Origin of the sequence: Streptomyces sp. NPDC127190 (assembly GCF_042672505.1) — a bacterium.
Lineage (GTDB): Bacteria > Actinomycetota > Actinomycetes > Streptomycetales > Streptomycetaceae > Streptomyces.
In genome coordinates this window covers 16,482-38,087 of sequence record NZ_JBHXVE010000036.1, presented here as the reverse complement: position 1 = coordinate 38,087, position 21,606 = coordinate 16,482, and the positions used below count along the sequence as shown (strand labels likewise).

Annotated in this window: 22 protein-coding genes and 3 pseudogenes; 13 read left to right on the top strand and 12 right to left on the bottom strand. The window is 70.5% G+C overall.

The window, feature by feature from the left end; genetic code table 11:
• Window position 1 precedes the first annotated feature (1 nt).
• Genes ACFVIU_RS35210 through nudC form a run of 6 tightly spaced genes read left to right on the top strand, consistent with a single transcriptional unit; the run spans window position 2 to window position 6,406 of the window.
• The gene (locus ACFVIU_RS35210) at window positions 2–232 is read left to right on the top strand and encodes a phosphopantetheine-binding protein (protein WP_385847598.1); all 231 of its coding nucleotides are present in this window, start codon (window positions 2–4) and stop codon (window positions 230–232) included.
• A gap of 12 nt (window positions 233–244) precedes the next feature.
• Complete coding sequence (locus ACFVIU_RS35205) at window positions 245–1,561, top strand: acetyl-CoA carboxylase biotin carboxylase subunit family protein (RefSeq protein ID WP_385847596.1); 1,317 nt, start codon at window positions 245–247, stop codon at window positions 1,559–1,561.
• Window positions 1,552–2,778: an MFS transporter gene (locus ACFVIU_RS35200; protein WP_385847595.1), complete on the top strand. Its 1,227-nt coding sequence runs from the start codon at window positions 1,552–1,554 to the stop codon at window positions 2,776–2,778. Before ACFVIU_RS35205 ends, ACFVIU_RS35200 begins: the two co-directional genes overlap by 10 nt.
• A 21-nt stretch (window positions 2,779–2,799) precedes the next feature.
• On the top strand, window positions 2,800–4,281 hold the full coding sequence (locus tag ACFVIU_RS35195) for an AMP-binding protein (protein ID WP_385847593.1): 1,482 nt from the start codon (window positions 2,800–2,802) through the stop codon (window positions 4,279–4,281).
• Entirely contained in the window at window positions 4,278–5,567 is a 1,290-nt protein-coding gene (locus ACFVIU_RS35190; protein WP_385847592.1) for a condensation domain-containing protein, read from the top strand. The genes ACFVIU_RS35195 and ACFVIU_RS35190 overlap by 4 nt, the downstream gene beginning before the upstream one ends.
• On the top strand, window positions 5,564–6,406 hold the full coding sequence (gene nudC, locus ACFVIU_RS35185) for an NAD(+) diphosphatase (protein WP_385847590.1): 843 nt from the start codon (window positions 5,564–5,566) through the stop codon (window positions 6,404–6,406). Before ACFVIU_RS35190 ends, nudC begins: the two co-directional genes overlap by 4 nt.
• Window positions 6,407–6,637: 231 nt before the next feature.
• Here nudC and ACFVIU_RS35180 read toward each other — a convergent pair whose 3' ends face one another.
• On the bottom strand, window positions 6,638–6,988 hold the full coding sequence (locus ACFVIU_RS35180) for a hypothetical protein (protein WP_385847589.1): 351 nt from the start codon (window positions 6,986–6,988) through the stop codon (window positions 6,638–6,640).
• Between the two features lie 450 nt (window positions 6,989–7,438).
• On the opposite strand from ACFVIU_RS35180, the gene lspA reads away from it, so the two are divergent.
• Window positions 7,439–7,942 (top strand): signal peptidase II, encoded by a 504-nt coding sequence (gene lspA / locus ACFVIU_RS35175; RefSeq protein WP_385847587.1) that lies wholly within the window; start codon window positions 7,439–7,441, stop codon window positions 7,940–7,942.
• A gap of 302 nt (window positions 7,943–8,244) precedes the next feature.
• Here the strand turns inward: lspA and ACFVIU_RS35170 are convergent, their stop codons facing one another.
• A complete protein-coding gene (locus ACFVIU_RS35170; protein ID WP_385847586.1) occupies window positions 8,245–8,427 on the bottom strand; it encodes a transposase in 183 nt (60 codons plus the stop codon).
• Window positions 8,428–8,573: 146 nt separating this feature from the next.
• Window positions 8,574–10,151, bottom strand: coding sequence for a nitrilase-related carbon-nitrogen hydrolase (locus ACFVIU_RS35165; RefSeq protein ID WP_385847584.1), 1,578 nt, complete (start codon window positions 10,149–10,151; stop codon window positions 8,574–8,576).
• A gap of 242 nt (window positions 10,152–10,393) precedes the next feature.
• Here ACFVIU_RS35165 and ACFVIU_RS35160 point away from each other — a divergent pair, with 242 nt between their 5' ends.
• The 3 genes from ACFVIU_RS35160 (at window position 10,394) to ACFVIU_RS35150 (ending at window position 12,997) form a co-directional block, all read left to right on the top strand.
• Complete coding sequence (locus ACFVIU_RS35160; protein WP_385847582.1) at window positions 10,394–11,512, top strand: sensor histidine kinase; 1,119 nt, start codon at window positions 10,394–10,396, stop codon at window positions 11,510–11,512.
• Window positions 11,509–12,219, top strand: a complete 711-nt coding sequence (locus ACFVIU_RS35155) for a response regulator (protein WP_385847581.1) — start codon at window positions 11,509–11,511, stop codon at window positions 12,217–12,219. The genes ACFVIU_RS35160 and ACFVIU_RS35155 overlap by 4 nt, the downstream gene beginning before the upstream one ends.
• A gap of 232 nt (window positions 12,220–12,451) precedes the next feature.
• Window positions 12,452–12,997 (top strand): transposase family protein, encoded by a 546-nt coding sequence (locus tag ACFVIU_RS35150; RefSeq protein WP_385847580.1) that lies wholly within the window; start codon window positions 12,452–12,454, stop codon window positions 12,995–12,997.
• 306 nt (window positions 12,998–13,303) lie between these two features.
• On the opposite strand, the gene ACFVIU_RS35145 is transcribed toward ACFVIU_RS35150, so the two are convergent.
• On the bottom strand, window positions 13,304–13,483 hold the full coding sequence (locus ACFVIU_RS35145; RefSeq protein WP_385847579.1) for a hypothetical protein: 180 nt from the start codon (window positions 13,481–13,483) through the stop codon (window positions 13,304–13,306).
• Between ACFVIU_RS35145 and ACFVIU_RS35140 the strand changes: the two genes are divergently transcribed.
• A complete protein-coding gene (locus tag ACFVIU_RS35140) occupies window positions 13,482–13,946 on the top strand; it encodes a transposase (RefSeq protein ID WP_385847577.1) in 465 nt (154 codons plus the stop codon). The two genes, ACFVIU_RS35145 and ACFVIU_RS35140, sit on opposite strands and share 2 nt — an antisense overlap.
• Before the next feature lie 193 nt (window positions 13,947–14,139).
• Window positions 14,140–14,323, top strand: a pseudogene (locus ACFVIU_RS35135) (IS21 family transposase); the annotation flags it as partial.
• A gap of 109 nt (window positions 14,324–14,432) precedes the next feature.
• Here ACFVIU_RS35135 and ACFVIU_RS35130 read toward each other — a convergent pair.
• Window positions 14,433–14,786, bottom strand: a complete 354-nt coding sequence (locus tag ACFVIU_RS35130) for a hypothetical protein (protein ID WP_385847576.1) — start codon at window positions 14,784–14,786, stop codon at window positions 14,433–14,435.
• Between the two features lie 91 nt (window positions 14,787–14,877).
• On the opposite strand from ACFVIU_RS35130, the gene ACFVIU_RS35125 reads away from it, so the two are divergent.
• Window positions 14,878–15,051, top strand: a complete 174-nt coding sequence (locus ACFVIU_RS35125; RefSeq protein ID WP_385847574.1) for a hypothetical protein — start codon at window positions 14,878–14,880, stop codon at window positions 15,049–15,051.
• A gap of 113 nt (window positions 15,052–15,164) precedes the next feature.
• Here the strand turns inward: ACFVIU_RS35125 and ACFVIU_RS35120 are convergent, their stop codons facing one another.
• From ACFVIU_RS35120 to ACFVIU_RS35090, 7 genes and pseudogenes are all read right to left on the bottom strand, one after another.
• The gene (locus ACFVIU_RS35120; protein ID WP_385847572.1) at window positions 15,165–16,427 is read right to left on the bottom strand and encodes a serine hydrolase domain-containing protein; all 1,263 of its coding nucleotides are present in this window, start codon (window positions 16,425–16,427) and stop codon (window positions 15,165–15,167) included.
• Window positions 16,428–16,534: 107 nt separating this feature from the next.
• Window positions 16,535–16,947 (bottom strand): annotated as a pseudogene (locus ACFVIU_RS35115) (transposase); the annotation flags it as partial.
• Window positions 16,948–17,020: 73 nt separating this feature from the next.
• Window positions 17,021–17,122, bottom strand: a pseudogene (locus ACFVIU_RS35110) (NAD(P)H-dependent oxidoreductase); the annotation flags it as partial.
• Window positions 17,123–17,274: 152 nt separating this feature from the next.
• On the bottom strand, window positions 17,275–18,000 hold the full coding sequence (locus ACFVIU_RS35105; RefSeq protein ID WP_385847571.1) for an alpha/beta fold hydrolase: 726 nt from the start codon (window positions 17,998–18,000) through the stop codon (window positions 17,275–17,277).
• Between the two features lie 61 nt (window positions 18,001–18,061).
• Entirely contained in the window at window positions 18,062–19,204 is a 1,143-nt protein-coding gene (locus ACFVIU_RS35100) for an FAD-dependent oxidoreductase (protein ID WP_385847570.1), read from the bottom strand.
• Window positions 19,205–19,461: 257 nt separating this feature from the next.
• On the bottom strand, window positions 19,462–20,157 hold the full coding sequence (locus ACFVIU_RS35095) for a TetR/AcrR family transcriptional regulator (RefSeq protein WP_385847568.1): 696 nt from the start codon (window positions 20,155–20,157) through the stop codon (window positions 19,462–19,464).
• A gap of 693 nt (window positions 20,158–20,850) precedes the next feature.
• Window positions 20,851–21,378, bottom strand: coding sequence for a Helicase associated domain protein (locus ACFVIU_RS35090; RefSeq protein ID WP_385847567.1), 528 nt, complete (start codon window positions 21,376–21,378; stop codon window positions 20,851–20,853).
• Window positions 21,379–21,606: the final 228 nt, after the last annotated feature.

Genomic DNA, 21,606 nt, shown 5'->3' with positions numbered 1-21,606 from the left:
CATGGACATGACGGTTGACGACATCGTGCGGGCCGAGTGGTGCGAGGTGCTCGACGTCACCTCGCCCGCCCCGGGCGACGACTTCTTCGAGGTGGGTGGCAACTCGCTGCTGGCCGTCACCCTGGTCGAGCGCGTCGAGACCCGGCTCGGGGCGGAGGTCGCCCTGGAGGACTTCTTCCTCGACGGCCGCCTGGACACCCTGATCTCCGTGGCCCGCGCCGCGGTGAAGTGAGTCCGCGGAACCATGTCTGCTCCCGCACTGCCCCGGCTCGGGATCTGCCACGCACCGGACGGCGCGGCCAACCTCCGCGAGGTGCTCCGCGCCGCCCGTGACCTGTGCGTCCCGGTGCTCCTGCTCGACGCACGGGTCGCCGCCGGACACCCGGACCTGGTGGCCCTGGCCTCCCGCATCCTGGAGTGCCACATCCTGCCGGCGACCGACGACCCGGAGGCGAACGCCGCCCTGGTGACCGGTCTCGGCCTGGCCGGCGTCACCACCTTCCACGACGACGAACTCGAACGGGCCGACGCGCTGGACCGTGCCGTCCGCCAAACGCCCGCACCGGCAGTCGCGGCCCCCTGGGACAAGCTGGTGCAGCGGCGGGTGCTCCACGCGGCCGGGCTGTGCGCCGTACGCGCCGAGCCCGTCGACTCGGCCGACGACCTCCACCGGGCCTACGCGCTGCTGGGCGGCGCCTGCGTCCTCAAGCCCCGGCGGGCCGCCGGCGGCCGGGGGATCGCCTTCCTGGACGGCCCCGACGACGTCGCCGCCCACGCCTCCGCACGCCGGGTATGGGACGGCATGCTCCTGGAGACCAGGATCCCGGCGGCCCCGCATCCCGCCGGAACTCCCTGGCTCGGCAGCCTGATCTCCGTCGAGACCGTCAGCGTCGCCACCCGCCGGACCCACCTCGGGATCCTCGACAAGCTCCCCGTCGCCGTCGGCCGCCGGGAGGGGCCGGAAGGCACGGACGCCGTGAACGTCCAGGGCGACATCCTGCCCTCGGTGCTCCCCGCCCCCCTGCTGGACCACGCCCGCGAGCTCACCGGCCGGGCCCTGGACGCGCTCGGGGTACGCGACCGCGTCACGCACACCGAACTCCTCCTCACACCCTCCGGCCTGGAGGTCATGGAGGTCAACGGACGCCTCGCCGGACACACCGCCCGCCTGTTCCGGCTCGTGGGCGCCCCCGACCCGGTCCGTACGGCGCTGGCCGCCGCACTCGGCGTGGAACCGGCCGACCACGGGTCGCCCGACGGGACGGCCGCCGGACTCTTCCCCACCTTCCGGCACCGCACCGGTAAGGTCCGCACCGGCCTGCGCCCCCGCGACCTGCGCGAGCTCCCCGGCGTTCAGGCCGTGGACGAACTCGCCCGCGACGGCGACGAGAAGGCGGCCACGCACTACCGCATGGCCAACCTCACCGTACGCGCCGACGACCGCGCCGGCCTCGACCGCGCCGTCTCCTGCGTCCTCGACACCCTCACCGCGGGGTTCGCCGCCCCGGCCGACCCGGACCCTGGCCCGGACAGCACCACGGAGCAACCGACATGCGTCTGAGACAGTCCCTCGAACCGTTCAGGCACCGTCGGTTCACCTACCAGTACGCGGGTTTCACCGTGTCCGTCATCGGCAACACCCTCAGCCAGGTCGCGATCACCGTCGGCCTGCTGGAGGTGACCGGCTCCGGCGCCACCGCCGGCCTCGCCCTCAGCGCCTCCACCGTCGCCCTCGTCGTGTGCATCCTCTTCGGCGGAGTCTGGGCCGACCGCCTGCCTCGGCACCTGGTCATGGCGACGATGGACTGCGTCCGCGCCGGCGCCCAGATCGGTGTCGGCGTCATGCTCCTGACGGACCGTGTCAACGTGCCCGGACTGCTCCTCCTCCAGGTGTGCTTCGGCGCCGCGCAGGCCTTCCACCTGCCAGCCTCCTCCGGCCTCACCCGCTTCACCGTCCCCAAGGACCAGCTGCAACGCGCCAACACCCTCCTCTCCTTCTCCCGCAGCATCTCCGGGGTGCTCGGACCGCTGCTCGCGGGAGCGCTGATCGCGGCCGCCGGCGCAGGCTGGGCGCTGATCGGCGATGGTCTGTCCTTCCTGGTCAGCGCCTCCTGCGCGGCCCTGATCAAGCTGCCCCGCCGGGAGACCCCGCGCGAGAAGGACGGCACCCTGCGTGAACTCGCGGCCGGTTTCCGGCTGGTCCGCACCACCCCCTGGATCTGGACCAGCATCGTCGGGTTCATGTGTACGCACGTGGCCGTGGCCGTCTTCATGGTCGTCGGACCAGTGCTCGCCGCAAAGAACGGAAGCGGCGTCTGGCAGTGGTCCCTGCTCATTGCCGCCCTCGGTATCGGCGACGTCCTCGGCGACCTGTTCCTGCTCCGCTACCAGCCCCAGCGGCCCATGCTCGTCGCACGGCTCGCCGAACTCCTTCTCGTCCCCATGCTGCTTCTGATCGCCTGGGGCGCCCCGCTCCCGGTCCAGATCGTGGGCGTGGTCCTGGCCGGCGCGGGGATGACCGCCGCCGACTCCCTGTGGTTGACGACCATGCAGCACGAGGTGCCCGAGGACTCCATGTCGAAGGTCTCGTCCTACGACTGGCTCAGCTCGGTCGCCCTGCGCCCCGTCGGCTTCGCCCTCGGCGCCGCCTTCGCAGGCGGCGGCCTGGCCGTCGTCCTCGGCTGCCTGGCCGTGATGGTCCTCGCCTCCCGCCTCGTGAGCCTCGCCTACCCGGGGGTGCGGTCCCTGCGCACCCCGGCCGACGCCATGGCGCACTGACCCCACACCCCGGAGAAACCCATGCATGACGTCGTGTCCGCGATCGAGGAACAGGCCGGACGCGGTCCGGACCGGATCGCCCTGCGCGTGGCCGAGCGGGAGTACACCTACGCCGAACTGTGGCGAGCCGCGGGCGGTGTCGCCGCACGCCTGGGCCCGCGCCCCGGCCGCGTCGGGCTCGTCTTCCGCCGGGAGTTCCCCACCTACGCCGCGTACCTGGGCATTCTCCGGGCCGGTGGCGCCGTGCTGCCGATCGGTCCCCGATGGCCGGAGAAACGGGTCCGGGAGGTCCTGGACCGCGCTGCCCCCGCGAACGTCCTCGTGGACGGCGTCACGGACCCGGCGACGTATGGGGGCGTACGTCTGCTCACCGCGGCCGATCATCTGGAGGGACCCGCTCTCGCCCCGGCGGACGGCGCGGCAGCGCCCGACCAGGAGGCGTATGTGCTGCACACCTCCGGCTCCACCGGACGCCCCAAGGGAGTCCCCGTCGACCACCGGGCGCTCGCCGCCTACCTCACCCACGTCATCGACCGCTACGAGCTCGGCCCCGGCTGCCGGATGGCCCAGGCGGCCGACCTCACGTTCGACGCGTCGGTCTTCGAGATCCTCGCCGCGTGGGCGTCGGGAGCCACCCTCGTCGCCGCCACCGGACGCTCCTGGCGCTCCCCGGTCCGCTTCCTGGCCGAACACGCCATCACCCACCTGGACACGGTCCCCTCGGTGATCGGTCTCGCCCGCCGGATGCGCACGCTCGGGCCCGGAGCCCTCCCCGACCTGCGGTGGAGCATGTTCGGCGGCGAACAGCTCACCTATGACGCGGCCTCGGCATGGCGCGCGGCCGCTCCCGGCTCCGTGGTGGAGAACAACTACGGTCCCACCGAACTGGCCGGCGTCTGCGTCAGCTACCGGCTGCCGGACGACCCCGCGCTCTGGCCCGACACCGGCAACGGCACCGTCCCCATCGGCACCGTCTACCCTCACCTGGAGGAGATCGTCCTCGGCCCCGGGGGATTCCCCGCCGCCGATGGCGAGCTGTGCGTCCGGGGTCCGCAGCGGTTCGCCGGCTACGTCGATCCCGTGGACGACAGGGGCCGGTTCCTGCGTGGCCAGGCCCCCCACGCCCCCGTCGAGGGGCGTCCCGCGCCCGACGACTGGTACCGCACCGGTGACCGCGTCCGACGCCAGGACGGCCTGCTGGTGCACTGGGGCCGCATCGACCGGCAGGTCAAACTCCGCGGCCACCGGGTCGAACTCGACGAGGTGGAGGCGGCCGTGCGCGCCCGGCCCGGGGTCCGCGAGGCCGCGGTCGTCCTCGTCGACTCCCAGCTCGTCGCCACGTACACCACCGATACGGCGGACGGCGTGACCGGCGCCGACCTGCGCGCGCACGTGGCCACGCTGCTGCCCGACTACATGGTGCCCGCCGTCTGGCGGCAGGTGGACGAACTGCCGCTGACGCAGAACGGCAAGCTCGACCGCGCCCTCCTGGAGCGCGCGTGACCGGGCCGGGGGACGTCCGCCTGTCCCACGCCCAGCAGAGGTTCCTGTGGGACGAGGAGATGGCACCGGGCCAGGACGACAACAACGTCGTCCTCGCCTATCACCTCACGGGCCCCGTCGACGCGGACGCGCTGAGCGCCGCCTTTGAGGACGTGCTGCGCCGTCACGAGGTGCTGCGCACCGTCTATCTGTGGGACGTGGCCGCCGAGCCCGTCCAGCGGGTCATGACGGCCGAGGCCGCCGGGATCGCCCTGGAACACGTCACGGTGACCGACCCCGCCCTTTCCCCGGCTGACGTCGCGGCGCGCGTGTGCGCCGACTGGTGGGACAGCCCCTTCGACCTGGAGCTGCGCCCGCCCGTCCGCGCCCGCCTGGCCGCACTTGCCCCGGACTCCTGGCTGCTCTGCCTGAACGTCCACCACATCGCCTTCGACGGACAGTCCGAACTGCTCCTCGCGGCGGACCTCGGCACCGCCTACGAAGCCCGGGCGGACGGCCGGGCACCCGTGTGGGACGCCGTTCCCGGATACGTGGAGTACGCCCGCTGGGAGTCCCACCGGATCCCGGTCTGGGCGGAGAACGACCTCCCGTTCTGGCGGCGGGTGCTCGAGGACCCCGCCCCGGCCCTGCTGGCGCCCCCCGAGACCGACCAAGGCACGCGGGGCGAGTACGAGATCGCGCTGGACACGGCCACGACGGACCGCATCCGGGACGGGGTCCGGGCCGCCCGGTCCATCGTCCTGTCGGCCCTGCTCCATGAGGCGTCCGCCACCGTCGGTGACGTCTTCGGAGTGGACGCCGTGAACCTCGCAACCGTCTCGTCCGGCCGATTCGAGAAGGCACACGCCCCGATCCTCGGCTGCTTCGTCAACCCCCTCGTCCTGCCGCTGCGCGGCCTGAGGACGACGGACTCCGCCGCGCGCCTGACCGAGGTGAACCGGCTGGTGCTCCAGGCGCTGCGGCGGGCCCGCCTCCCCTTCGACCTCATCGCACGCGACCTGGGCATCCAGGCCGCCGACGCGGGCCTCTTCGACGTGATGGTGGCTCTCCAGGCCCCGGAGCCCGGGGGCGTGTTCGCCCCCGGGGTGACGTACCGGCCCCTGCGCGTCAGCGCGCCCCGGGCGGGCTTCGGCCTGATCGTGGAGCTCGAACAGAACATCGCGGGCCACTGGGTGGTGGCCGGCCGCTGGCGGGAGGATCTCGTCGAGGAGCCGGTCGGCCGCAAGGTCGTGGAGTCCCTGACGGAACGGCTGCTCGCCCTCCCCGACCGGGCAGGCATCCGATGACCCGACGGACCGACGGTGCGCGGGTGATCGCGGTCGACGGCGACACGATCCTGCTCCAGGACGGCGCCCGCGGCCCCGAGCTGGCCGACCTGGTGCCGCCGCCCCCGGCCGAGGGCCAGGTGAGGGGAACGGACGCCCAGGGCAGGCCCTACCTCGCCGTGCCGTGCGCCGACGTCCTCCCCGGCACCCGCCGCGCCCGCCTGATCGACGTTCTGGACGAACTGCCCCCGGCGCAGGCCCGCCTCGCGCTCCGCGCCGTCGGATTCCACCAGTGGGTACGCGCCTCCGCGTACTGCCCGCGGTGCGGCACCCCTGCCGGCCTCAGCACCGACGGCCGCTCCCGCTGGTGCGCGTCCTGCGCGACCGAGCACCACCCGCGCACCGACCCGGCCGTGATGATGTCGGTCACCGACGACCGGGACCGCCTGCTCCTTGCACGCCGGGCCGTGGCGCCGCCGGGCCGGATGTCGCCCCCGGCCGGATTCGTCGAGCCCGGCGAGACCGCCGAGGAGGCGGCGGCCCGGGAGCTGCTGGAGGAGGTGGGGGTGCGTACGACGGACGCCACCTACGTCGCCAGCCAGCCGTGGCCCTTCCCCGGCAGCCTGATGCTCGCCTTCGCCCTGCGCGCCACCTCGCCGCGGATCACCGTCGACGGAGAGGAGATCGTCGCCGCCCGATGGTTCACCCGCGAGGAACTGGCGACCGCGATTCGCGAGGGCACCCTGATCCCGCCGCCCCCGGGCTCCCTCGCGGTGAAGCTGGTCAAGCGCTGGTACGGCCCTGGATACGACGCGCTCGCCGGGCGCACCGCGGAGCGCGGTCCGGTGCCCGGGGCGTGAGGTCTGGAGGGGGGCCGTCGGAGAGCCAGGGTGAACTTTCCGGCGATCCGTCCTCCTTATACGGCGGCACGCTGGGCGTCGGTCGGTGGGCTGCTCGACTTCGTAGACGACGTGGGCGGTCTGCCGGGGCTGCCAGCCCGGGCGAGGTGTCATTCGCGCATATGCACACCCCCGTCATGCATGCCCGTCGGCATGCGCGGGACTACAAACGGCTCATCCACAACTTCGGTCTCACAGCCACCGCTTGGCTGATTCGACGCTGTCTCCGCCGCTCGTGTTGAACGCGATCGCAGCCTTCGGCGCATGACGCCGGACCAGATTCACGACCTGCTCAAAGAGCGGCAGAAGCGGTTCCGGCTTGCGGATCCCACCCCCGATGACGACGACGTCCCAGTCGTGCTCGGACAGTGCTGCGACGATCGCCTGCTCGGCCGACTCATCCAGCTCGATCAGCGTCATGGACGCATCGATGGCGTGTTCGCCGAATCGGGCCAGTTCCTGGTCGAGGGCCGCTCGAAGGGCGTCTCCGTCCATACCGGGCACGGTACGTGGGTCGATTCCAAGAATGAGAACGCGAGGCATGCCCAAGAGGACGATCAGCCATCCCTCCGGGTTCCCACGTCGCGCGGCCGGTGCCCGATCTCAAGGACGACACCCTGGGGAATTGCGCCGTGTATCGGGAGCACACGTGCGCGGTCACCGGCTGGCGACCGCGCAATGTGATCGCCGAGTGCCTCGCGCGTGACCTGCCGATGTTGATCGTGGCCCTGACTGCCCCGCAGGCGTGTGAGGAGGCGAGCCTGCACGTTCTGCCCGGGCCGGCAGCCAGCCTGGGTATCGCCGGGGGCGATGACCGGCTGCCCCTGCATGACGATGCGTCGACAGCACTCGCCGCCGCCCGTTCAGTAATGTGGGCTTGTCCAGGGCGGCTTGGCATCCAGGGAGCAGATCATCTCTACCGACAATGCCTCACAATCCCAGCCCGAGACAGCAACGCCCGGCGTTGAGAAGGGTGCACGGGCTCAGGGTTCTGTGACCGCTCTGCTGGTGGCGGCCGCTCTCACCTATGCCGTGGACCTCGGCAGCAAGCTTGTGGCCGTCTCGCGGTGGGAAGGTCGGGAGCCCGTTGCCCTAGCAGGCCGCGTGGTGACGCTTCAGGTGTTCCGTAACGCAGGTGCGGCATTCAGCTCGGGCCAGGCTTTCACTGTTGTGTTCACGGCGATCTCGGTCGCGGTTGTCCTGGTCATCACGCGCGTCGCACGCAGGCTTCACAGCTTTCCGTGGGCTGTCGCTCTGGGCCTGTTGCTCGGGGGTGCGCTCGGCAACCTGACTGACCGGATCTTCCGGGCGCCCGGCGTCTTCCGTGGGCACGTCGTCGACTTCATCTCCGTCGAACACTTCGCGGTGTTCAACCTCGCCGACTCGGCCATTGTCTGCGGCGGTGCCCTGGTGGTCCTCCTGTCGTTCCTGGGCACTTCCCTGGACGGCTCGCCCCCGCACGACCGGCAGAGCCGGAGCACTCTCGCTCCGCGATGAGATGCTCCAGCCCCAAGAGCTCGACCGCCGCCTAGCGCAGGCCCGGTGCCCCCTTCGGTAAGGGCCCCGGCTGCATGCCCATCCCGTGGCATTCTCGAAGTCCGCCGAGGGATGCTGCGGCACACCCTCTAGCTGGAGGAATTCACCCACCGACTCGCCAGCGAGTGGCTCGCCTACCGTCACCACCGCTGGCCGGCATCAACGAACCCCTACCTGATCGTCCGGCCTGTCGGCGTACAAGTGAACGTGCACCACCGCGTACGGATGAAGGGGCCGTGTCGCTGATCTTGTGATCGGGCGGGTCATGATCTGTGCAGGATACGGGTGCGGAGGTGGTCGAAGTTGGCCCGGCCGTACCCGTCCCTTTTGATCCGTTTGACTCTCGTGTTCTGACCCTCGACCTGGCCGGAGTTCCAGGGGCGGGACAGGCCAGCGATGACGGCGTCCTGGTCCCGGCGAAGTAGACATTCGGACGGTGCACCCACTCCAGCGCGTCGCCGCAGTCCAGGAACGCGGTCACCTCCTCCGGGGGCCAGCCCGCGTTCGCCTCCGATGGCTCACGCGGCTGGGGCCCCAGGCAATTGGGCCCGCCCAGGGGCGAGTTCGGGGCTCTCGCCACCTGCCCCGCTCCTCAGCCGTCAGTCGTACGATGCCAGGGTCGCGTCACCGCGATGGTCGTGAGCGCGGCGAGGCCGGTCAGGCAGAGCCAGGCGAACGTGTCGCCGATCCGGTCGTAAATCGTGGTGGTGCCGTGCGTGGGCACGTAGGCCACCATCGTCTGCTGGTCCGTCGTGAAGTAGTCGGTGGTGGCCAGGACATGGCCCTTGTTGTCGTAGGCGGTCGAGACTCCCCGCGCGTCCTGCCGTGCCAGTGAATAGCCGCCCTCAATGGCTCGCAGACTCGCCTTGGCGGTGTGCGCGCCGCCGTACTCCTTCCAGTCGGCGGAGGGCACGAGCATGATGTCGGTCCGCGTCCGCATCATGGCGGGGAAGTCGGCGTCGTAGCAGATGACATTGGCGATGCGGCCGTACGGGGTGTCGGCGACGGGCACACGGCCGTCGCCCGGCGTGAACTTCTCCGAGCCGGGGATGGGGTGCGCCTTCTGGTAGGTCCACAGCACCTTGCCGTGGGGGTCGATGAGCAGCGCCTCGTCGCGGCCGTAGGCGGGGGCGATCGTGCTGTAGACGCGGACGCCGATCTCCAGATAGATCCGGGACCGGCGGGCCTGTTCCTGTGCGGCCGCGATGGCGGCGGGTGCGTGGGACTCCTGGGTCCTGACGGCCTCCTCCGGCCAGATCACGATCTTCGCTCCGGCGGCGGCTTCGCGCCGGGTGGCTTCCAGCAGGTCGTTCTCGACGGCGGTCATGGTGGGCTCCACCTGCGAGGCGGGGGCGACGGCGATGTCGGCCGGCCCGCCGTCGATTCGCCCGAGCGCGGCCTCGAGGGCGTCGGTGACGGTCCGGCTGGGGCTCACCCCGGCGATCCGCACGGTCGTACCCACCGACGAACCGAAGGCGAGCCGGGCTCCGCCGGCGAGCACGACGGTCAGCAGCACCGTCCCGTAGACCACGCCACTGCGCCACGCGGGCCGCTCCCAGATTCGGTTGGCGGTACTCGCGAAGAAGCCGATCAGGAACCCGATCCCCCAGGGCCCGGTGACCGAGACGACCTGCAGGAGCGGGAGGTCGCCGTACTGCGTGACGGCCAGGCAGCCGTACGCCGTGCCGAGCGGGGTCACCATGGTGATCAGGAACTCGGTGGCGGCGAAGGCCGCGGGGAAGGCGAGGGCCGCCACCGCCGGGCGCAGCCGACCGGCCAGCAGCCTGTCAGCCAGGAACGGCAGTGTCTGCAGCGCGGCGAGTGCGATCGCACCCACGACGGCGACGGGGGTGAAGCCGAGCTCCGACTCCTGGATCCAGAAGACGGCGGCAGCGATGTGTGCCAGCCAGATCCACAGCGTTCCTGACCACACTCGGCTCAGGCGGGCGAAGCGCAGCAGGAGCATGGGGAAGATCCAGGCCGCGGCCGCTATGTCCCACCGGCCGCCCACCGCGAACAGCATCGTGCCCATACCGAGCACCAGTAGCCCGTACCGGAGGAGCGCCTTAGAACACCCTTTATTTTTAAAGGAGTTGGCCATGGGAATCTCGCCCTGGAGGGGCGGTGCGGTCGAGACGGCGAGGGGGTTCACCGACGGGAGGTTCGTCATGGCGAAAACGCTAGGCGGGTGCCTCCACGTGGCACGTCCGTCTCCACGGCGATCTCCCGCACGCCCACGCAACTATCGGTGCGCGACCGAGGGACGATCCGCCGGGCGCCCCCGTTCGTCTAGCCTGACGGACCGAGATGGTCATCAACAGGAAAGCCGCGCCACGAGCCGCGCGGCGATGGATAGCCGACCGGCCACGTCTGACGGACGTCGCACTGGGCGGCGGTCTGACGTTGTTCGACGTGGCCACCGTGCTGGACCGCGCACCGGAACCGGCCAGCTGGGGAGTGGCCCTGTGGGGAGCCCAGACCGTTCCGCTGCTGTGGAGGCGGACGCGTCCGCACGCCGTCCTGGCGGCGATGACCTGCCTGTACGTGGTCTTCCAGGTGCTCAGTCCGATTCAGGGCCGCATACCCGGCCCGTTCCTGCTCATGATCGGCGTGTATGCCGCGGCCCGCTACGCGCCGGTCCCGGCGAGCCTGCTGGGAACGCTGCTGTGCCTGGCGTCCACCACCGCCGCCGATGAGCTCACCGGGCACTGGGAAGTCCCGCGCCTGGGATCCCTGGAGCCGATCAGCACCACGACGTTCGTCTTCTTCTTCGGCCTCGCCTGGCTTCTGGGGTGCGGCAGGCGCAGGATCGGCGCCGACGCGGAACGTCTGCGTGAACTCAATCGACGCCTCAAGGCCGAGCAGGAACTCAACGCCCGGCAGGCCGTGGTCACCGAGCGCGCCCGCATCGCCCGGGACCTGCACGATGTGGTGGCCCACCACGTGAGCGCCATCGCCGTTCAGGCGCGAGCCGCCGAGGACGTCATGACACCCGAGTCCGTCCCCGCGGAGGCCGTGCACTGCGCCGGTCTCATCGCGCGGGCAGCCGACACCGCACTCATCGAGATGCGGCGCGTCCTCGGGCTGCTGTCGTTCCACGAACGGGAGCTCACGCCCGAACCGTCCCTCGACCATCTCGAACCACTCATCGAGGCGGCGACGGCGGCGGGCTGCCGAGTCACGTACGCCTCGGAGGTCCGGGCGCAGACCGCGCTCTGCGCGGGCATACGGATCTCGGCCTACCGGATCGTCCAGGAGGCGCTCACAAACGTCATCAGGCACGCCGGTCCCGTCGGCGTGCGGGTCACCGTCGGCGGTGACGACTCCCGCCTCACGATCGAGGTCGCGAACGATCCGGCGCCACCGGGGCACTCACCCGTGCGGGGGACCGGGCGCGGGCTCATCGGCATGCGGGAACGCGTCGCCACCTTCGACGGGGTGCTGGAGGCCGGGCCGCGCGAGGACGGCGGCTGGCGGCTGCACGCGGTTCTCCTCGCGAAAGCACCCCAACCGGCGGAGGCGGACGCATGACCGTCAGAGTGCTGCTCGTCGACGACCAGGAGATGGTGCGGACCGGGCTCCGCCTGATCATCGACCGCCGCGAGGGCCTGTCGGTCGTCGGCGAGGCGGCCGACGGAGAGCAGGCCGTCGCCCGCGCCCTCGAGCTCCGGCCCGACGTCGTGCTGATGGACGTCCGCATGCCCGGCACGACCGGCGTGGAGGCCACGCTGCGCATCACCACCCGCTGGCCCGGGCCGGGTCCGGCGCCGCGCGTCCTCGTGCTGACCACATTCGACCTGGACGAATACGTGCATGCCGCGCTGCGGGCCGGGGCCGCCGGCTTCCTGCTGAAGAACAGCCCGCCCGATCAGCTTGCCCAGGCCATCCGCTCAACTTCCATAGGGGAGGCTGTACTTGCCCAGAGCGTGACACGCCGCCTGATCGACACGGTCACCGCCCTGCCGGCCGCCCTGCTGCCCAACACCCCGGCTCCCGTCCTGCACGAGGGCGAACTCACGGATCTGCTGACCGAGCGCGAACTCCAGGTCCTCGTGCTGGTCGCCCAGGGCCTGTCCAACGCCCAGATAGCCTGGGCCCTCGACCTCAGCGAGGGGAACGTGAAGAGCCGCGTCAACCGCATCCTCACCCGCCTCGGCCTGGAGAACCGGGTCCAGGCCGCCGTCCTCGCCCATCAGAAAGGTCTGGCCGGAATCATCCGGATGCCACCCGGAACCTGACGTAGCCTCAACTGCCCGACAGACCAGGGTCAGGTCTGCCTCGCAAGCACAACTCGCATCACCTCGGCGAGTACCCGTTCCAGATCCACGGCACCCCGCTGACTCTGTCACTGATCTAGCGATCGAGCGGGTGCCGTCGGTGATTCCTGCCACCGTGTCCCGGGTGTCCTTCGGGGAGTCTTGAGGCGCTTCTTCCTCATCTGGCCGGTGTCGTGGTCGGGTTGAGCAGTCGGTGGGCGAGATCACCATGCATGCCCGCGTGCGCGCGGCCGAAGGGCGGTGCCCGCACTGCGGCAGGGCATCCCGTCGGGTGCACGGCCGGTATCTGCGGCGGTTGTCAGATGCGGCGATCAGCGGAGCCCGGGTGGTGATCGAGCTGCTGGTGCGCCGGTTCCGGTGTCTCAATGCCGCGTGCGCGGCCGTGACGTTCGCCGAGCAGGTCGCCGGGCTGGCCAGCCCGCATGCCCGCTTCACCCCGCTGTTGCGCGGGACGCTGATCAGCATCGCGGTCGCTCTGGCCGGGCGGCCGGGGAGCCGGCTCGCGGTGGCCCTGGGAGTCCCGGTGGCGAAGGACACGCTGTTACGTCTCCTGCGAGCCCTCCCCGAGGAGTCGGCCGGGCAGGTCAGGGTACTGGGTGTCGATGGTTTCGCACTCCGCAAGGGCGACTCGTACGCGACGATCCTGGTGGATCTGGAACGGCGGCGGCCCATCGACGTGCTGCCGGGACGCGACGCTGAACCGCTGGCCGCCTGGCTCAGCGGCCACCCCGAGGTGTAGATCATCTGCAGGGACCGCGGCGGGGCCTACGCCGAAGGCGCCCGGACCGGCGCCCCGCAAGCGAGGCAGATTGCCGACGCCTGGCACTTGTGGAAGAACCTCGGCGAAGCCGTCGAGAAGACCGTAGGAGCCCACCACGCCTGCGTCCGGACGGTATTCGCGAACACCCTACCGGCAACGCCGCCGCCCGGAGAGGACTTCTGGCAGACTCCACCACCCGTAGCCGACGCCACGCTCGATGCCTGCGGCCGGGAACGCCGCCTGGGGAAACGGACGAAAGAGCGGTACGCCGCCGTGCAGCAGCTCCTAGCCGACGGCAGTTCGCTGGAGGGTATCTGCCGCACTCTCGTGCTGGACCGGTCCACCGTGCGCCGCTTCGCCCGCGCCGCCGGCATCGACGAACTGCTCGTCAAGGCGACGAACCGAGCCAGCATCCTCGACCAGTACACAGCCCACCTCCACCAGCGATGGCACGACGGCTGCCATGACAGCGCACAACCCCACGAAGAAACCGGGCCCTGGGATTCCGGGGCAGCATCCAGACCACCCGCCGCTACCTCCGCCGCTTCAAATCCTCCACTGCCGCACCACCAGCGCCTCGCGTGGCTCCGCGGCCCCGCCGCATCGTCCGATAGATCATGACGAACCCGGCAACCTCTCTGACGAGGACGCCCTCACGCTCAAAGAGATCCGCGCGGCCTCTCCCGAGCTGGACGCGGCCACCGGGCACGTCCGCGACTTCGCCACGATGATGCGGGACCTGACCGGCAGCGAACTCCCCGCCTGGATAGAACGCGTCGAAAACGACAACCTCCCCGCACTGCACTCCCTACTCAACGGCCTGCGCCGGGACCAGGACGCCGTCATCGCCGGCTTGTCCAGCTCCTGGAACTCCGGCCAGGTCGAGGGTCAGAACACGAGAGTCAAACGGAGCAAAAGGGATGGGTAGGGCCGGGCCGACTTCGACCTCCTCCGCACCCGCATCCTGCACAGATCCTGACCCGCTCGATCACAAGATCAGCGACAGAGCCGATGAAGGCGCACCGTTCTTGATGCGGTGAGGTTAGTGTCGCGCGAGTCGTCTGTCGTCCTGTTCGGGTCGGTGGAGGGCGGCGAGAGTGGTCTTGGATCCGCATCATTAGTTGGAGCTGAGGCGCTTTCGCGGCGTGTACGAGCCCGGTGCGATGAGCCTGCGCGAGATCGCGAAGCCAGACTGGGCTGAATCGGCGCACGGTCGCCAAGTACCTGTCGGGCGATACTCCGGTCGTGCCGCGAAGGGCTCCCAACGGGCAGCCGTCTCGGCGGGCAGTGGATGAACTCGCGCCGTCACTGCGACGTCATCTCGATCAACGGCCCCAGCTACCGACGCAAGAATCGGCTCGCTGCCATCGAACATGAACGGGACGACGCGGCCTGAACAAGCCTCCCGGAGTTTTCACAGGTCAGTCCAGACATGTCCCTCGGAGTAGTTGTGCCAGCCCCGGAAGTACCAGTTGGCAAGATCCCCGATTCGCTGGATGCAGTCCTTGAAGTAGGCATCGGGCGCTGGCTTGGGGAAGTTCGGGTGTGACGTCCACGAGGGAACCCAGGTGGCGACCTCATAGAACCCTTCGGCGACCCATCGATCGAGCTTCTCGTCGGACTGGGACCGCTCGCATGCGGCTCGCATCGCCTGTTCCAGGCGAGTGAAGGCAGCCCGGTCCCACTCCAGATCCCCGCGCAGCCGCAGCAGGAAGCTCCCCTCCTCTGCGTCGAACTCCCGCTTCAAAACCTTGGTGAACTCGTCCATAGCCGAGATCATGACAGTCCCCAGACAGACCTCCACACCGCCCACGGCCAACCATCACGCCGACCACCGAGCGGTGCACGTTTGTCTGTACTTGGCGGAGCACTCAGCGGAGTACGCCGACAACTACTGCGTCGTCTTCGGCGCCGACCGCGAGAAGGTTCCCGTCTTCACCGCGCTCGGGCAGTGGGTCGGCGAGGCGGACCCCCCCGACGCCGGCGCCACCCTCATCGACATCCACGAGCGCGTGAACGGCGGTGACGCCTGATGGCCACGACCAGCACGCAGGCTCGCACGGTCCTGGAGCGATTCCCCGCCGGCGGGTTCCCGCGGGTCCTGGCCGGCCGAAGCAAGATGATCGTCGGCCCTGAGGTGTGACGCTCACGGGGCGAAGGTCGAGGACAGGATTCGGGTGACCAGGGCGAGGTCGTTGCCGCCGCCGGTGGTTGGGTTGAAGGAGTACTCCAGGCGGCGGCGCAGGTCGCGGGTGGTGAACATGCCGTTGGTGTAGCCGAAGGTGGTGCCGGTCTTCCCCCACACGGTCACACCGTTGGGCAGGGTCACGCGCATCAGGCTGACGGCGTAGTAGGCGCGGCCCCGTCCCGGATCGTGGGCGGTGCCGCCGAGGTAGGGGACGTCGGGGACGTCGAACAGTTCCGCCTGCTCGGTCGGGGGCAGCAGTTGTCCCCGCAAGAGTGCGGTCAGGAAGCGGTCGAGGTCGGCGGTGGTGGAGATCATGCCGCCGGCGCCGGGATTCTGTTCGGTGATGTCGACCAGCTGCGATCCGCCGTCCGGCCGAGGTACGGCGATGTAGCCGTGGGAGTGGGGGCCGGGGATCGTGGTGTCGGTCTGCGGGGCGGTGGTGTCGCGCAGATGCAGAGGTTGCAGGATCCGGGTGGTGATCTCCTGCTGGTAGGTGTGTCCGGTGAGGCGCTCGACGAGCATGGCGGCGACGTAGTAGCCGGTGGCTCCGTAGACCTGCATGGAACCGGGCTCGGTGAAGGGGCGTTCGTGCCGGACGGCCTTGGCGACGAGTTCGGCGAGCGGGTGGTCGTCGAAGCGGTGCGCGACGATGCCGTCCGGACTGGTGGGCAGGTTGTCCTGGGTCAGTTCTGGCAGGCCGCTGGTGAAGTTGAGCAAGGTGCGGACGGGGATCGGCGGGTAACTGTCGGGCAGGACGTCCGGCAGGTAGTGCTGGACGGGCTGGTCGAGGTCCACGCGGTGCTCGGCGGCCAGTTGCAGCATGACGGTGGCGATGAAGGTCTTGGTGACGCTGCCGAGACGGAACCGGCCGTCGACCGGCACCGGCGCGCCGGTCGTGACGTCGGCGGCGCCGTAAGTCCCCCTCCAGTGGCCGTCCGGCCCGCTCACGCGTGCCAGCACGCCCGTGACGAGGTCGGGCGCGCTCGACAGGGCCTGCTGCAACGCCTGCGGATCCAGCTTTGGCAATCGGTCGCTGGTGGTGTTGCCCGTGCAGTCGACCGCGGCGGCAGGCCGCACAGCGGGCGCCGCGACCGCCGGGACGGCCGTGCCCAGCGCCACCGCGCCGACGACCGCGCAGGCGAGCGCCGCCATCGGCACCCGCCTGCGTCGGCCCGCTGTCGCCGTGGTCCCCGCGTTGGAGAAAGGGTGCTTGAAAGTCATGTCCACGACCGTTCCGCATAGCCGCGGTGCGACGAATCAGGGATCACCCCCGAGAGCACCCTGATCGATCCCTGATGCCGTCTCAGCTCCTGGAACCGGCTGGAGTACTAGGCAGCGTCTTGTCGATCACGTCTCGAGCCAGATGAGTGTGCTGGCCGGGTGATGGCTGCGAGGTAGCGGCCGGGCTGTTTCTCGTAGCGGGTGGCGATGCCGCGCCACTGCTTGAGGCGGTGGAAGCAGCGCTCGACGACGTTGCGGCGTCGGTCTACAGCCCTGTCGAAGCCACACGGCCGTTCGCGGCGCCGTGGTCGGCCCGCACGCTGGTCAACGCGTTCCGGGATGGTCGCCTTGATTCCGCGTCTGCGCAGGTAGGCGCGGAAGAGCGGGCCGAGTAGCCCTTGTCGGCCACCACCCGCTCGGGTCGGACACGGGGTCGTCCCGGGCCGGGCTGGATGACGTGGATGGCGTCGATGACCGTCTCGGCCTGGGTGCAGTCGTTGCGGGTGCCGGCCGTGACCGTGAGCGGCCCATGGCGGGCGGAACGGTTCGTCGATCTGCGGCAAGTCGACCTCGGCGAGGTCGACCAGGTCGTAGTCGGCGTCGCCGCGCTTCTGGGCCTGCTCCGGGACCCACTGTGCGACGCGTTCGCCGGCACGTCCGGTGCGGGTGCTTCCGAGAATGATCGCGATCTTCATCGTGTCTCCGGGGGTGAAGGAAGCGGTCGGCTGTTCGTCCTGGGCGCGGATCGATGCCCCCGGCCCCGTGCATTACAAACCGCTTGCCGAGGACAACGCCGGCGTTGGCTCGCGGACGGGGAACCAGACGGCAGGGGGGCCGGTGGCCAGGGCTAGGGGGTGAGGAAGGAGTCGAGATGCGTGAAGACCGTCTCGGGCTTTTCCCGGATGGGCAGGTGTCCTGCGCCGGGGATGAGTTCGAATCGGACGTGGGGGAACGCCGCGGCGTAGGCGCGGCCGAAGTCGGGGGTGACGACTGCGTCGTCGGCGCCCCAGATCACCAGGACCGGGCAGGTGACGGTGGAAAGGCGGGGGAGCATGCCGGCGTCTGCCATGGTGGGCCCGGCGTAGGCGCGCATGGCGGACATCGCCTGGGCGGACGGTCCGCCCTGCGGCGCCGCGGTCGCAGGGGCCGGTGGGCCGGTGGGCATGGTGACCTGCTGGCCGGGTATGGCGGGGCCGATGGCGTCCATGAGGACGAGCTGGGAGATCCGGCCCTCGCGGTCGTCCAGGACGGTCTGGGTCGCGACCCAGCCGCCGAAGGACGTGCCGATCACCGTCATGTCGGTCAGGCCGAGATGGCTGACCAGGTCCAGGTAGACAGCGGCGAGTGCGGGCACCGAGTCCAGGTCGTCAGGCCGTACGGTGCCCTCCCAGCCCGGATGGGTGGGCGCGACCACCCTGTGCGCCGATGCGAGGTGATCGGTCAGGGGCGAGATGCTGGAGGGGCCGGGGCCGCCGTGCAGGACGAGGACCGGGCTGCCGCTGGTGCCGGCCTCGCGCACGTCGAGGTCCAGACCGGGCCGCACCGGAATGGTGCGCTGATGGACCGCGGTCATGAGGTGCTCCTGGATGCGGGGGGTTCGGTGGCTGAGGGCGCGGTGGCCGTCGGGGCTGGCCTCACTGGGCTGGCGGGTCGGAGGTGAAGAACGCGACCATCTGCTCCAGGCCCCGCTCCCCGAACATCGTGTCCAGGTTGGCGGCGGACTCGACGGCGGACTCCTCGCTGCGCGGGAAGAGGGCCTCCTCGTACGCCGCCAGGGCGGCCTCGGTGTCGCCGGGACGTGCGGCGATGGCCAGGGCGAGTTCGGCGCCGTCGAACATGGCCAGGTTGGCGCCCTCCCCGGCGAAGGGGGACATCACGTGGGCGGCGTCACCGAGCAGCGTTACGCCCGGGACGCGGTCCCAGCGGTGCCCGACCGGCAGGGCGTGGATACGGCGCGGGATGATCGTCTCCGCGTCGGCGACCAGGCCGCGCAGGCCGTCGTCCCAGCCCTCGAAATGGGCGAGGACCGCGGCCTTGGCGGCAGCCTGGTCGCTGAAGTCGACCGTGTCCAGCCAGCCCTCGTCGACCTTGAGCGCCGTGTAGACGTGGAGACTGCCGTCACTCTCCCGGTGCGCGAGGATACCGCGCTCGCCTCCCAGTGCGATGAAGAACCCGCCGCCGATGACGGCGGCGCTGCGCGGGTGGCGGGCATCGGCGTCGAACAGGTCGGTCTCGACGAAGGAGATGCCGGTGTAGGCGGGCCAGGCGCTGGAGACCAGCGGCCGGATCCGGGACCAGGCGCCGTCCGCGCCGATCAGGAGGTCGGTGGTGATGGCCGAGCCGTCGGCGAACGTCACCTCGTGGCGCCCGTTGCCCAGCCCCCGGGCGCCGGTGACCTTGCGCCCCCAGTGGATCGTGCCGTCGGGCAGGGAGTTCAGCAGCAGGTCGCGCAGCTCGCCGCGGTCCACCTCCGGCCGGCCGCCGGTGCCGTCGTCCTCCTCGGACACGTGCACAGTGCCGTCGGGGCCGAGTAGGCGCATGGCCTGGCCACCCTCGTGGATGATCTTAAGGAAGTCGTCGTACAGGCCGGCGGCGTGCAGGGCCTTCTGCCCGTTGTTCTCGTGGATGTCGAGCATCCCGCCCTGCGTACGGACCGCCGCCGACGCCTCAAGTTCGAAGATCGCCGACTCGATGCCGTTGACATGCAGGACGCGGGCGGCGGTCAGGCCGCCAAGACCTGCGCCAATGATCGCGATCGGGAAATGGCTGCCGCTCATAGGGGACCTCCGAAAGCAGTAAGGGAAAACCTCTGTCCGCCGAGCCGGCCCCGCCGCTGCCAAGCTCCTGAGGAAGGCCGGCGCACACGTGATCGGCAGGCAATGGCTCGGCCACATAGACCGTACCGAACATGTTCGTTGCGAACAAGTTCGGTGCAAACAAGTTCGGTGCAGGGTGTGCGGCGGCAGGCGGCGAGAGAACTGCGTTCAACCCCAAGCCCGCAGCGGTCGAAAGGGCGGGCGAGCCCGCCCGGGACTCAGCTTCCTGTGCCCGGAACGGGCGTGTGCGTGATGCCGTTGACGAGGACGTCGAAGCTCCAGCGGATCCTGTCCGGCACCGAGCCGCCGATCAGGGCGGGCATGTGCGCGGTGATCGCCGGATGCGTGGCGGCGTCCACGGCGTGCAGTGCACGGACCGTGGCGTTCCAGTCGTCCTCGGAGGCGGGATCGTGCTCACGCGTCGAATGCTCGGCGGCGGTGGCTGTCGCGTCCTGGAGCAGTTTGTCCACCCCCCAGGCGACCTGCTCGCGGCCGGCCCCGCTCTGCGAGAGGAGATCGAGGATGCGCTCCACCAGGCGCAGATAGTTCTCCCCGCTCGGACGGGCAATCAGCGCCGCCCGAGCCAGTTGCGGGTGCTCGAACAGCACGTGGGTGTACGACGTCATGACGGCGCGCAGCTGCTCGCGCCAGTCCCCACCGCCGTTCCGTCCGGTCAGGTCGACCTCGCCGAGCAGGGAATCCAGGACGGCCGCGTGCAGCTCGGCAGTGTTGGCGACGTAGACGTACAGTGAGGCCGGGCCGGTGTCCAGCTCCTGCGCCAGGCGGCGCATCGTGACCTTCCCCAGCCCCTCCGCCCGCATGATCCGCACGGCGGTGTCCACGATCCAGCGCCGGGACAGGGCGGGCTTCGCCGGACGCTCACGGCGGCTGATCGGTTCTCTTCTCGCAGTCATAACCTGATCGTAACGAACGCGTTCGCAACAGGGGGCGCGAGTTAAGGCGCGGGAGGGACGGCGTCGATCCGCGACATGGGCGCAGTGGGTGGGATCCGCCGCTACGGCGACACGATGGGTTGGCCACGTGAGTGATCACCAGTTGTTCCGGCGAAGCCGGTGCTCGCAACGCTCCGATGATCGCGAGGCCGGAATCAGGCCGGAATGCACGTGCGGATGATGTGCCGCCCGCGATACATACGGCGTTGAGACAGCGAGTTCTGCCTAACAGCGGCGTCCAGTGCCTCCACAGCGGCCCGGGGCCACTGGAAGGACGACGTGTCCGGGGCGGGGATCAGGCCGGTGTGCCGGGCTCACCGGAAGGCCGCTGCGGGCACCTTCGGGCGCTTGGCGGCCTGGCTCGCGTCCTACTCGGTTCGTCGCATGAGATCACCTCTCGCTCGTTCGCCGGAAACGGCGGAACAGAACATGACGGAACACACGAAAAGCGTGCCAATATCTCCTGGGGCCGGACAAGTTGGGCGCGAACCGCTAGGACTGCGCCCGCGTACGCGAAGGAAAACCATGGGTCAGCCAGGCCCCGAGAGGAAACCCGTCATGGTGTGTGCCTTTGGGGACGCAGAGGTTGGCGGTCTCATCGGCTCGGGCGCGGGCGTGGGTCAGTCCGGGCCTTGGCGGGTAGGAGCGGGTCGTTTAACGGTGCTGTGCGGTTGTCCGGTTTTCGGGGGTGAGGCCGATGCCGGTGAGGAGCGCGCGCTGTTGCGGGTGCAGCCGGTGCCAGGCGGCGCGTTGGGTGGATGCCCAGGAGCTCGTGGGCGCGGTGATGGGTGTGGTGCGGGCGTGGTGGTAGGCGCGCTGCCAGCGCATGGGCCAGTGCGGATTCCACCAGGGGTCGAGCGTGGTCAGGGCGCGGTGAACGGCGTAGGGGGTGTTCGTGCTCTGGGCCAGGAGGCGTTGTCGGGCCAGCCAGGGCCCCAGGGGGAAGCCGTCGTGGACGGCGCAGTACGGCGTTGCCAGACTGCCGTGTGCGGCTGTGTAGGCGTGGGCGTGGGCCAGTGCGGTCTCGGCGTACGGGGTGACGGGCCGGGTGTGGGTGCTCTCATCGGTGAGGCCGATGTCGGTCAGGAGGCGCGGCTGCCCGGAATGCAGGTCGTCGTAGCGCGTGACCTGTCGGCGTAGCCAGGCGCGCTCGGCGGGGGCGAAGCTGGGGAACTCGTGCATGGCGTCTAGCTGGTGGCCGGCCTGGACCTGCTGATGAATGTGCCGCCAGGAGCGCTGCCAGGCCAGGGACCAGGGCGGGCACCACCAGGGATCGACCCCGCCTAGTGCCTTCGCTGCGCCAGAGGGAGGTACTCCCCGGCGGGGGGGGGCGCCGGCGGGGCGGCGCCCCCCCCCGGCGCCACCCACCCACCGCTGAGACGCCCTGGGGAGGGGGGCGTTATTGGGCGC

Excerpts from the sequence above, each read along its gene's own strand:
- ACFVIU_RS35210 (WP_385847598.1), top strand. The coding sequence starts at position 2 with ATGGACATGACGGTTGACGACATCGTGCGGGCCGAGTGGTGCGAGGTG.
- ACFVIU_RS35205 (WP_385847596.1), top strand. The coding sequence starts at position 245 with ATGTCTGCTCCCGCACTGCCCCGGCTCGGGATCTGCCACGCACCGGAC.
- ACFVIU_RS35200 (WP_385847595.1), top strand. The coding sequence starts at position 1,552 with ATGCGTCTGAGACAGTCCCTCGAACCGTTCAGGCACCGTCGGTTCACC.
- ACFVIU_RS35195 (WP_385847593.1), top strand. The coding sequence starts at position 2,800 with ATGCATGACGTCGTGTCCGCGATCGAGGAACAGGCCGGACGCGGTCCG.
- nudC (WP_385847590.1), top strand. The coding sequence starts at position 5,564 with ATGACCCGACGGACCGACGGTGCGCGGGTGATCGCGGTCGACGGCGAC.
- ACFVIU_RS35180 (WP_385847589.1), bottom strand. The coding sequence starts at position 6,988 with ATGCCTCGCGTTCTCATTCTTGGAATCGACCCACGTACCGTGCCCGGT.
- ACFVIU_RS35165 (WP_385847584.1), bottom strand. The coding sequence starts at position 10,151 with ATGACGAACCTCCCGTCGGTGAACCCCCTCGCCGTCTCGACCGCACCG.
- ACFVIU_RS35155 (WP_385847581.1), top strand. The coding sequence starts at position 11,509 with ATGACCGTCAGAGTGCTGCTCGTCGACGACCAGGAGATGGTGCGGACC.
- ACFVIU_RS35140 (WP_385847577.1), top strand. The coding sequence starts at position 13,482 with ATGACAGCGCACAACCCCACGAAGAAACCGGGCCCTGGGATTCCGGGG.
- ACFVIU_RS35145 (WP_385847579.1), bottom strand. The coding sequence starts at position 13,483 with ATGGCAGCCGTCGTGCCATCGCTGGTGGAGGTGGGCTGTGTACTGGTC.
- ACFVIU_RS35130 (WP_385847576.1), bottom strand. The coding sequence starts at position 14,786 with ATGGACGAGTTCACCAAGGTTTTGAAGCGGGAGTTCGACGCAGAGGAG.
- ACFVIU_RS35120 (WP_385847572.1), bottom strand. The coding sequence starts at position 16,427 with ATGACTTTCAAGCACCCTTTCTCCAACGCGGGGACCACGGCGACAGCG.
- ACFVIU_RS35105 (WP_385847571.1), bottom strand. The coding sequence starts at position 18,000 with ATGACCGCGGTCCATCAGCGCACCATTCCGGTGCGGCCCGGTCTGGAC.
- ACFVIU_RS35100 (WP_385847570.1), bottom strand. The coding sequence starts at position 19,204 with ATGAGCGGCAGCCATTTCCCGATCGCGATCATTGGCGCAGGTCTTGGC.
- ACFVIU_RS35095 (WP_385847568.1), bottom strand. The coding sequence starts at position 20,157 with ATGACTGCGAGAAGAGAACCGATCAGCCGCCGTGAGCGTCCGGCGAAG.
- ACFVIU_RS35090 (WP_385847567.1), bottom strand. The coding sequence starts at position 21,378 with ATGCACGAGTTCCCCAGCTTCGCCCCCGCCGAGCGCGCCTGGCTACGC.